This is a genomic window from Stieleria sp. (assembly GCF_041595215.1).
GTDB lineage: Bacteria > Planctomycetota > Planctomycetia > Pirellulales > Pirellulaceae > Stieleria > Stieleria magnilauensis.
In genome coordinates this window covers 1-8,913 of sequence record NZ_JBFHKV010000260.1, presented here as the reverse complement: position 1 = coordinate 8,913, position 8,913 = coordinate 1, and the positions used below count along the sequence as shown (strand labels likewise).

At 59.5% G+C, this 8,913-nt stretch carries 7 protein-coding genes; 4 read left to right on the top strand and 3 right to left on the bottom strand.

The features are described from left to right. The coding region (locus ABX749_RS12200) for an AMP-binding protein (RefSeq protein ID WP_372896228.1) at positions 1–227 on the bottom strand (227 nt) is incomplete at its 3' end. A gap of 448 nt (positions 228–675) precedes the next feature. Here ABX749_RS12200 and ABX749_RS12195 point away from each other — a divergent pair. After that, a complete protein-coding gene (locus ABX749_RS12195) occupies positions 676–1,938 on the top strand; it encodes a hypothetical protein (protein WP_372896227.1) in 1,263 nt (420 codons plus the stop codon). Positions 1,939–2,345: 407 nt separating this feature from the next. Then, positions 2,346–4,019, top strand: a complete 1,674-nt coding sequence (locus ABX749_RS12190; protein WP_372896226.1) for a cation:proton antiporter — start codon at positions 2,346–2,348, stop codon at positions 4,017–4,019. Here ABX749_RS12190 and ABX749_RS12185 read toward each other — a convergent pair. Then, positions 4,008–5,381 carry a sulfatase gene (locus ABX749_RS12185; RefSeq protein WP_372896225.1) on the bottom strand — a complete coding sequence of 458 codons (1,374 nt, stop codon included), beginning with the start codon at positions 5,379–5,381 and terminating at the stop codon, positions 4,008–4,010. The two genes, ABX749_RS12190 and ABX749_RS12185, sit on opposite strands and share 12 nt — an antisense overlap. Before the next feature lie 247 nt (positions 5,382–5,628). Between ABX749_RS12185 and ABX749_RS12180 the strand changes: the two genes are divergently transcribed. Together ABX749_RS12180 and ABX749_RS12175 are read left to right on the top strand one after the other, a co-directional pair. Continuing rightward, positions 5,629–6,807, top strand: coding sequence for an FG-GAP repeat domain-containing protein (locus ABX749_RS12180; protein WP_372896224.1), 1,179 nt, complete (start codon positions 5,629–5,631; stop codon positions 6,805–6,807). 220 nt (positions 6,808–7,027) lie between these two features. Next, complete coding sequence (locus ABX749_RS12175; RefSeq protein ID WP_372896223.1) at positions 7,028–8,086, top strand: ROK family protein; 1,059 nt, start codon at positions 7,028–7,030, stop codon at positions 8,084–8,086. A gap of 113 nt (positions 8,087–8,199) precedes the next feature. Here ABX749_RS12175 and ABX749_RS12170 read toward each other — a convergent pair. Further along, a partial coding sequence (locus ABX749_RS12170) for a sulfatase-like hydrolase/transferase (RefSeq protein ID WP_372896222.1) occupies positions 8,200–8,913 on the bottom strand: 714 nt, incomplete at its 5' end.

Below are 8,913 nucleotides of genomic sequence, written 5' to 3'. Positions count from 1 at the left end.
GCATGACAGGCGAAGAAACCGACGATGAAATCCAGACCGGGCGGGTACAACAACAAGACCCGATCGCCCGGTCGAATCCGACACTTGCCTTGAAGGTACCCCGCCAGCGCGCGGACTTCCTCCCACAGCTCATCGTAGGTGAGCGAGGTGTCGTGTGTCTCGACGTCTGTGAAACGGAACGCCACCGAATCGCTGCGATGCTCGGCCCAATGCCGGAGAATCGCCACGTAGTGATCCGTTGGGGGAACGACGCTGCCAAAAAATTGCTTAAAATCCACGAACCAAACCAACGCGTGAAAACGTTTTGTCGAACAGCCCTGGCATCCTGCCAGTGTCCCTTCCCGATCCATGGGACGATCGACGAAATAAAGATCGGTCGACCGTCGGTCTCCATCGGACGTCCCCACCCCTGTCGCCCAGATTCAATGGACGACAGTGGCGTTCCCGGTGGGGGGGAGATCCAAATATGACGGTCAAACGGCTCCTGACGCGACGATACAGGATAGTCTGTCGGCACCACCCTTTACGACGCCCCAATTCTACGAAAAATCACCAGCACTCGCCGCGGCCGCGCCATTCACGGCATTTTCGGGGGGGATCCCCCACGCAATCGTCGCCTCGGCCCCCTCCGCCCTTCCGCTCGTCCCGCTTTCGGCATCCGTCTTGTTTTGTGAAATGAAAACCGTTGTCTTGCTGACCCTGCTGTCCGTGACCGTTCCGACTGCACTCGGTGCCGCGGAATCCGCGGTGACCGTGGAAATCAAAATCGACCAAGCCTGGACGGTCGTCTGGGACCGGTTCTTCCAGCCCGATTCGCAAACGTTCATGGATTACCTGAGCAGTTACGAACCGGGCAAGGAATTGTCGCATCTGCCGACGGCGGAAGAGGTCGCCCGACAATACCCCAATCCCTGCGGCTACAGCACGGGGATGGAAGACGGCATGATTCTCGGTGGTGCGATGCTGAGCACGCTGTGCGATCGGTTTGCCGTCACGGGGGAAGCGAACCTGCGCGGGCGGGCGGCCGAAGTGTTCGCCGGGATGCGTCGCTGCGCGACGGTACACGGCGTGCCGGGATTCATCGCCCGAAATGTTTGCCCGGAAGACCGCAAAAGCGTCTACATCAATTCGTCTCGAGACCAATACACTCACTTCGTCCATGGGCTCTGGAAGTACTACCGCAGCCCGCTGGTCGACGAGGCGACCAAGGTCGAGATTCGCGACATCTTGGCGGCGGTGGCCGAGCGGATGATCGAGTTCGTCACCGCGGAAAACAACTACGACTTCTGCCGGGCCGATGGTTCGCGTTGCCCGCTGGGCATCTGTCGGATGTGGAAGGTTCAAGCACACGAGGCCGCCCGGTTGCCGATGATCTATGCCGCCGCCTGGGAGACGACGGGCGAGCCGCGTTACCGCCAATTGTGGCGTCAGTATGTCGCCGAGGCAGTGAAGCAATCCGCGGCGCCATCCAAACACAACGCGGCCTACGCGCTGTTGCAAATGCAGTGTTCGTTGGAAGTGCTCTACGAACTGGAACCCGACAGTGAATTGAAAGCCGAGATCCATCACACGATGGAACACGTCAGCTCGCTCGCCGCCCCCCGACTCGACCATGTCATGCAATCCATCGCCGGTAAAAGCGAGCAACAGCTGCAGATGCTCGGCCCCGATTGGCGGCAGGTCAAGGAGTGGATCAATCAAGCCGGCTACCCCAATCCGCAATGGGGACCGTATCGCGAGATTTGGCATCTGTTCCGCGAAGCCGGCGAGTCGGCACTGATTCCGATGATGGTGCACGACGCCTCGATCGACGCGGCGCAACAGCAGCATTTGGAACGCCTGATTCTGCAAACCGACTACTTGCACAATTCCAGCTGCGGCATCGTCTATCACCTGGCGGCGTATTGGAAAGCGCGACGCGTTGCGATGCTGCCGTAGTGTTCTGTCCGGATTTGAAATGAGGGTTGCGTCTGTCGGACGGAACAAGCCCATGCTTTGCCTTGCGGGGCGATGAGACAAATACTGGGCTCACGGATGGCCAGACCGATAAAACTGCTGGCACCCCAGCGGGAAGCATTACAGCGGTGGCGACAACACGACGGGGGCCGATCAACTGTCCCTGCGGTGTGGTGGAAACAAGGTTCCCTTGGGTCGTCGAAACGCGAGCGGCCAGACGGTGATTTGGTTGCGGGTTTTGACGTGACGATAGGGCGGGTTCAAGGCGGCGGACCCCACCGCTACTCTGGAAACCGCGGCCGGCTGTGATGACAAAGATTTCGATGGCCGCCACATTTGAGTCTGATTCTGCCTGATCCCCGTCACTTTTGTCCGACACGGAAGGACTTATGGAACTCTGGACGATTCTTCGAGACATCGTGGTGCTGTTGGGGGCATCCCTGATGGTCGGCGGCGTGTTCTCGCGATTCGGGCAGAGTCCGATTGTCGGTTACCTATTCGCGGGCATGATGCTGGGCGGACCGGGAAGCCTTCACGCGGTCGGTTCGGAACATGAGATCGAGGCGATCGCGGAATTGGGGGTCGCGCTGCTGCTCTTCAGTTTGGGGCTGGAGTTTTCGGTCCAGCGGCTGAAGAAGCTGGGTACGAAGCCGCTGATCGGTGGAGCCTCTCAGGTCGTGCTAACGATCGCGTTGGCGTTTGCCGGTGCTCGCCTGTTTGGTTTGGGTGGCAAAGAATCGGTCGCGTTTGGTGCGATGGTCGCGCTCAGCAGCACGGCGGTGGTGCTGAGGATTTTGTCCGAACGCGGTGAAGTGGAGATGCCGCATGGCCGGAACTGTTTGGGCGTGTTGCTGACCCAGGATATCGCGGTGGTGCCGTTGGCCTTGTTGATGACGATCATGGGCGGGGAGGGCAGTGCCAACGAGGTCCTTTGGAACATCGGCCGTCTGCTGTTGATGGCGGGCGGATTGATTGTCGGCTTGATGCTGTTGACCAAGATCGCAGTGTTGACGCTGGGCACGTTGACCTTGCACCGCAATCGCGAATTGACGGTGATCTTCGCCGTCGTGACCGGCTTGGGCGCCGCCTGGGCTTCCCACGCGGCCGGGATCTCGCCGGCGCTGGGAGCGTTTGTGGCGGGCATGTTGTTGGGCAGCTCCGCATTCGCCACGCAGATTCGCGCCGACATCTCTCCCTTGCAAGTCGTCTTGTTGACGTTGTTCTTCGGCGCCGCCGGGATGGTGGCCGACCCGATTTGGATCGTGACGAACGGTCACATCGTTGCAATGGTCGTCTTCGCCTTGGTCATCGGAAAGATGCTGGTGATCTGGGTGATCTTTGCCCTGTTGGGACAAACGACTCGCGTGTCCGTCGCAACGGGGCTGTGTTTGGCCCAGGTCGGTGAGTTCGCCTTCGTGCTGGGAAGTATCGGTCGCACGAGCGGGGTGGTCAGCGAAGACACTTATGCGTTAGTCGTCTCCGCGTCGATCGTTTCGTTCTTCTTCAGCGCGTTCCTGGTGCCGGCGGCACCGCGTTTAGGAAATTGGGTGGCCAACCTGACCGGCGCACAGCGGCAGGTCTCGGACGAAACCAGCGAACGCACACCGCCGCCCGATGTTGCGATCATCGGATTCGGCCCGGCCGGCCAGATCGCGGCGCGGCCGCTGGTGGACAAAGGCCTGCGGGTCACGGTCGTCGAATTGAATCAAGTCGGGGTCCGTAAAGCCCAGCAGTTGGGCTTTCACGCGGAGATCGGCGATGCCACACAGAGTGACGTGCTCGAACACGCACGGCTGAACGAATGCAAAACCATTGTCATCACCGTCCCCCATCACCAATCGGCGATGACGATCCTGAAGCATGTCCGCCGCAACGCCCCGTTCGTTCACGTGATCGTTCGGTCCCGCTATGAAGTTCACACCGACGACTTTCTGTCCGCCGGTGCTCATGTGGTCACGGGCGACGAACAGCAAGTCGGTGAAAGCCTAGCCGGTCACCTCCATCAATGGCTGGTGACTCAGGAACCCGGATTCGAACCGCCGAGCAGCGACTCAGTTCTTTGACCGGAGCTGGCGATCGAACTGCACCTGGACGCGTCGGCTGCCCGCGGGAACAGCACCCGCTTGTTCGATTCGGTCGCGCAAGTGTGCTGCCAGGCGACGGCGTTGCGTTTCGTACGACGGATCGTCGGCCACGTTGTTCATCTCGGCAGGGTCCTTTGACACGTCGTACAGCTCGACACCCTCGCTGCCATCGTTTCCCCAACTGGTGTAGCGAAAATCCGGCGTTCGAATGCTATAGCCGATGTCGTATTGGGTGAAAGCTGATTCACGGACGATCTCGCTGGGATCTCGGAGCGCCGGCACTAGGCTGACACCGGAAATCGACGGGGGAACCGGCAGTCCGGCCAGTTCGGACAGCGTCGGGTAGAAGTCGACCATTTCCGCCATCGTCTCGGCAACGCCTCCGACATGGACGCCGGGTCCGGCGATCACCAAGGGGACGTGCGTGGCGTTTTCAAACAACGTCGTCTTTTGGTAGTGGCCATGTTCGCCCATGTGATAACCGTGGTCGGAGGTGAACAGGACGATGGTGTTGTCGTCGAGTCCGGTTTGCCGGAGCGCGTCGAGTATCGATCCCAATTGTGCGTCGGCAAAGGAGATCGATGCGTAGTAGGCTTGAATCGCTTGTCTGGCAACGCTGGGGTCCAGGTTGAGTTGTTCCTTTTTCCGACTCAACGACTTTGCCGCAGGCTTGGGGATCGTTTCCAAATAACCCTTCGGCACGGTCGGCACCTCAATCTGATCGATCGGGTACAGGTCGAAGTATTTCTTGGGCGCGACGTAGGGCGTGTGGGGACGATACAATCCGACGGCCAAGAAGAAATTTTCGCCGGTTTGGGCGTACCGTTTCAATCGTTTGATCGTTTCGGCCGCCGCGATGCCATCGGTCTGTTCGGCATCGGTGCCTTCGGCCGCAAGCCAGCTGAGCGTCCCGCCGTATTGCCCCGGTCGCAAGGTGATCACTTGGTCTTGATCGATCACGTCGCGACCGCGTGGATTGATGGTTTCGTTCCACGAATAAGGATCGTCATGGCCACCGGTGCCGATGTGCAGCGGAACGTTGTAGTGATAAATCTTTCCGATCCGTGTGGCGAAGTAGTCGGCGTCGCGAAAATGCTGTGACAGCGTGTTCACGTTGGGAGCGCGTTCGCGAAGATGGATCGCGTTTCGATGGATCAGCGTTTGGTCCGGGTACCAGCCCGTCATGAACGAGGCTCGGCTGGGGCCACAAAGTGGATATTGGCAATGCGCATTGGTGAAGCGGACTCCGCGTGCGGCCAACGCATCGATGTGCGGCGTTTTCACTTGGTCGTGCCCATAACAACCGATGTCGCAATTCAAGTCGTCGCAAATCAGAAACAAGACGTTCGGCCGTTCGGCGCCTGAGCAGATGGCAGGGCAGATGGCTGAGCCTGTCAGGCACCACGCCAAACAAGCGGCCGCGACGAGCAACGCTGGCCTGATTCGAAGGTGGTTCATGGTGAGTCCGATAGGGCAGGTTTCGATGGGGGATGGATTGGAAGGAGAATCGCGAACCAATTATTGCAGAAATATTGTTATGATGCGGTCCGTGCACCGCTCGCGTTTCATTCGATCAGGAACATCCGTCATGTGGAAATTCTCGCTCGCCGTCTCCTGCCTGATTGCGTCGACAATGCTTGCCGAGTCGACAGCGTTTGCCGAGCCGATACCAGAGTTTTCCTGGAAGGCGGTGGAGATCGACCAAATCCAAATCGGCTACGGCATCCAATTGGCCGACGTCAACGGCGACGAAAAAACCGACATCGTGCTGGCCGACAAGAACACGATCCAGTGGTACGAGAACCCCAGTTGGACGAAACACGTGATCGCACGGGACCTGACCCAACGCGACAACGTGTGCGTGACCGCACGCGACATCGACGGCGATGGCAAGTGTGAAATCGCAGTCGGCGGTCAATGGAATTATCGCGAAAGCGTCAAAGACGGCGCCGTGTTCTACCTTGTTCCGCCGCAAGAACGAACGGAAATGTGGCGAGCGGTCAAGCTGCACAACGAGCCGAGCACCCACCGCATGCACTGGGTCCGCGGAACGAACAACGAGTACCAATTGGTGGTCAAACCCTTGCGTGGCAAGGGCAGCGTTGACGGAGACGGGCCGGGGTTGAAGGTGCTGGCCTATTCCAAGCCCGAGGATCCCGACGCTCCTTGGCGTTACGATGTTGTCTGCGATTTCCTGCACCTTTCACACAACTTTCATCCGGTCAATTGGGACGACGATGTCGAAGAGGAACTGATCATCGCGGCCAAAGAAGGCGTTTGGCACTTCGACCGGCAGCGTGACGGCTGGAAGTCGACTCAGCTGACCGACCAGTTTGCCGGGGAGATTCGCGACGGTCGCCTTCCCGGCGGCCAACGGTTTATCGCCACCGTCGAGCCCAAGCATGGTCAACGCTGTGCCGCGTACCGCCAGCCGGATCAAAAGGGAGACCTTTGGACTCCGCTTCCGGTGCTGAGCGATGAACTCAAAGACGGACATGCACTGGCGGTCGCCGATTACCTGGGCGTCGGGTCCGATCAGATCGTCGTCGGCTGGCGGGCGATGAATGAGCCGGGCGTGCCGGGAATCATGATGTTTACGCCGACCAACGACGAGGGAACCGAATGGCGTCCGACTCGGATCTCCGGTGAACGGATCGCCGTCGAAGACCTGAAGGCCGGCGACTTGAACGGCGACGGCAAGGTTGACCTGGTCGCCGCGGCACGGCAGACGAAGAATCTGGTGATCTTCTTCAACGAAACGAAATAAAACGCACACCCATCGGCGATGGTCCGAGACCACGATCGGGCGTTTTAGCCAATGGGTTTGGAAACTTTCGCATAAACGTCTATGCTTGCCGATCATCCTTCCGCCGGGATGCTTGAAAATCGACCGGCAGAAGTCTCCTCGGAATGACACGCCGGGTGAGGACGGGGTATTTTTCCCGTCCAAGCCACGACGCTGGCCTTTGCAAACGGACACCGAAGCAGTGAAGTATCGTATCGGCATTGATGTTGGTGGCACGACAACGACGATCGCAATCGGAAATGATGCACGCGAGGTCGTCGTGGTATCGGAGCAATTTGAGTCGCTAACAGCGTCTGGCCCGCAGTCCACCTCCCAAGCCATCTTGAATCAGATCGAAACGAGTCTGACCGCGATCGGCGGAACGACCGCCGACATCATTGATGTGGGATTGGCGACTCCGGGACCGGCGACGCTGGACGGCGTGCTCCGCAATACGCCCAACTTGGACCCCGCGTTGTGGAACGGATTCCCCTTTCGATCCACCCTGGAAGAACAGATTCGCCAGTGGTCTGCCCGCGCATCGGTTCATTACATCGGCGATGGCCAGGCAGCGGCGTACGGTGAGTATTCGATTCGCAGCGGTGCGGTGACCTGGGACCGCGTCGGACCGATGGCCGCCGGCCTCAAGCCGCTATCCTCGCTGTTCATGTTGATCGTCGGCACGGGACTGGGCGGCGGACAAGTCCAAGACGGCCGCGTGGTGCGTGGAAAAGAAGGACGAGCCGGGCATGCGGGACACCTGCTGCTTCCTCCGTACGCCTTTCGCTACGAACATGACCAACAACTGCGCGTCGGCAACGCCATGTGCACCGCCGAGTCGGCGATCTCGCTGACCGGATTGACGCACCAGTTGGAGTATCGGTTGACGCTGCCGCAATGGGCTGACCATCCGCTGCAGTCGGTTGCCGGATCGACGCGCGACAAAGCCAAATCCTTGCGGGGACTGGCATCCCAAGGTGACCCCTTGGCGATGGAATTGTTTGATGACCAAGCCCGTGCCCTCGGGATCACGCTGCTGGACCTCAATTACGTCGGCGACTTTGATTTGCTGATCATCGGCGGCGGCGTCTGCGACCTGTCTGCCGACGTCAAAACGCGTTACAAGCGGATCGCCGAAGAAGCGTATCAGGAATACGCGCTCGATGGATTCAGGGACCTGGATTGCCTGGAATTTTCGAGCTGTGGTGACGAGTCTCCCGTGATCGGTGCGTTGGCGTTTGCGTATACCGCGGCGCTGTAGTAACTCAGTAAGAGTCGAAGTGATCGCGGAACGGCGCGAGCCGTCCGGTGTCAGCTTGAAAGACCGGAGGGCTCGCGCCCTGCCGCTAACAAAGATATCCCGCCCACCCCGAATCAATTCAACTTGTCTTCGGGCACGATCTTTTTGTTTTCCCAGTAGAAACCGTCGGCCCGTTTTTCAAGGATGCGTGCCGCGCTGCCAGGGGCCAAGGGGGCTTCCTGTTCAGGCAAATACGCACTCAGACGGTCGATCACTTTTCGGTATCGCGCCGACTGCTGTTCGCTGAGGTCACTTTGGGCCAACAGGTTGGTGTACTCAAACGGATCGGCGACGGTGTCGTACAGTTCTTCGGCACCGTCGGCGTAGACCACGTAGCGCCAGCGGGTGTCACAGACCGAGTGGTTGCCGGCGTTGTGGGTGCAAATGGCGGGGCGCTCGCGGGGCTGGTCGGGATTGACGAGCTGCGGCACCAAACTGAGCCCTTGCTGCCCTTCGGGGATCGGCAATCCGGTCAATTGAGAAAGCGTCGCGTACAGGTCGAGCAACTCGGCCGGCTGATTACACTTGGCCGCTTCGGGGACGTCGAACGCGGTCAATCCGTCAGGCACCGAGATGATCAACGGAACGCGAGTGCTGTGACGCCACAGACTGTTCTTTCCCGAGATCGCTTTTTCGCCCATGTGATATCCGTGATCACTCCACAACACGACGATCGTGTTGTCGGCCAAACCGGAGGCGTCCAACTGATCCAAGATACGTCCCACTTGGCTGTCGACGAAACTGACCGACGCCAGATACGAACGCGTCAGGTTCTTCAGCTGGTTGTT